At 73.2% G+C, this 1,392-nt stretch carries 2 protein-coding genes; one reads left to right on the top strand and one right to left on the bottom strand.

Going from position 1 to position 1,392, the window contains the following annotated elements; genetic code table 11:
- Positions 1 to 196 precede the first annotated feature (196 nt).
- Complete coding sequence (locus tag ACFXOZ_RS42485; RefSeq protein ID WP_380533178.1) at positions 197 to 727, bottom strand: MarR family winged helix-turn-helix transcriptional regulator; 531 nt, start codon at positions 725 to 727, stop codon at positions 197 to 199.
- A 163-nt stretch (positions 728 to 890) separates the two neighbouring features.
- Between ACFXOZ_RS42485 and ACFXOZ_RS42480 the strand changes: the two genes are divergently transcribed.
- The coding region (locus ACFXOZ_RS42480; RefSeq protein ID WP_380595398.1) for an MMPL family transporter at positions 891 to 1,392 on the top strand (502 nt) is incomplete at its 3' end.

Genomic DNA, 1,392 nt, shown 5'->3' with positions numbered 1-1,392 from the left:
GCCCGCCCCCGGCGTCGCCGCGGCGGCCGTCCTGGCCGGCACGGCCTGAACACCGTCTCCAGCCGCCTGTGCCGTGCTGCCGGTCGTTCTTCGACCGGCCCGTACACGCGTGCCACCGGTGTCCCGCCGGTGGGCCTCGCCGAGCCGTCTCGCGCCAAGGTGCTGCCGCCGCTGCGGTGGCGAGCCCCGAGCGCTGCTATTCGGCTGCCAGTGCCAGGTAGGTGCGGTAGGCCTCGGTCACGTTGTCCAGATAGCGCTTCGCTGCGGCGCGTTCGGTCTCGTCCAGATCCGTGGACGCCGCGTGGAGGAGTTCCAGGAGCGGGGTGAGTTCGCCCATCACATGGGTGAGCCCGCTGTCCGTGACGCCCAGGATCTGGCGGCGGCGGTCGCTGGGGTGGGGGCCGCGCGTCATGTGCCCTTCGGAGACGAGCCGGTTGACGGACTGGGTCCCGGCGGCGCTGGTGACGCCGAGGCGGCGGGAGAGTTCGACCGGGCCGATCGGCTCGCCCGCACCGCTTGCCATGACCACGTGCTCGACGGCCTCGACGTTGGTGAGCGGCATGCCGAGACGCTCGGCGAGGACCGCGCGGGCGAGCTGGGTCAGGGTGAGCACGTCGCGCAGCGTCCGGGAGAGCTCGTCGCCCGCCGGCGCGCCGTGCGGGCGGGCGGTTTCGCGTTGTCCGGAATCCGAATCCGGTCCGGCTCCGAAGGACGGGTGTTGCGCCATACGGAGAAGTCTGCCACGGTAGCTATCGCTAAGTAACTTAACGACTTTGAGGGTGTGCGTTCCCGTGTCCCCTTCCCCGACCCTGCACGCCGGGCCGCAGCCCACCGACCGACCGTCCCCGGCGGGGGGCCTGCTCGCGAGGCCACGGACGACCGCGTGGCTCGTGCTGCTCCTGACCGTCATCGGCCTGGGCGCGGCGTTCGCGCTGGGCCCCGGTGACGCCACCACCACGAAGGCGACCGGCATCGGCCTGCCTGCCTCCGCCCAGTCCGCCCAGGTCGCCGAGATCCTCCGGACCTTCCCGTCCGGTGCTGCCGCCCCGGCACTCGTGGTCTACAGCAACACCGACAACAGCCCCCTCAGCGACGCCCAGCGGGCCGTCATCTCCGAACGCGCGACCGTGCTCGGCACCATGGGGACCGCCCCGGCCGCAGCCGCGCCCCGGTTCGTCGAGGACAAGGTCGCGACCGTCGCCGTCGTCCTGGCCACCGGCTGGGGCGACGACGAGAACGCCACCGCCGTCGACCGGATCCGTAGCGCCGCCGCACGGGACCTGCCCGCGTCCCTGCACGCGGAGGTCACCGGAGGGCCCGCCTTCCGCGCGGACATCGGCAAGGTCTTCGCCGGCGCGGACACCGACCTGCTGATCGCCACCGCCTCGGTGG

This window comes from Kitasatospora sp. NPDC059160 (assembly GCF_042755465.1).
In the GTDB taxonomy this organism is placed as follows: Bacteria; Actinomycetota; Actinomycetes; order Streptomycetales; family Streptomycetaceae; genus Kitasatospora.
This window is presented reverse-complemented; position numbering and strand designations above follow the sequence as displayed.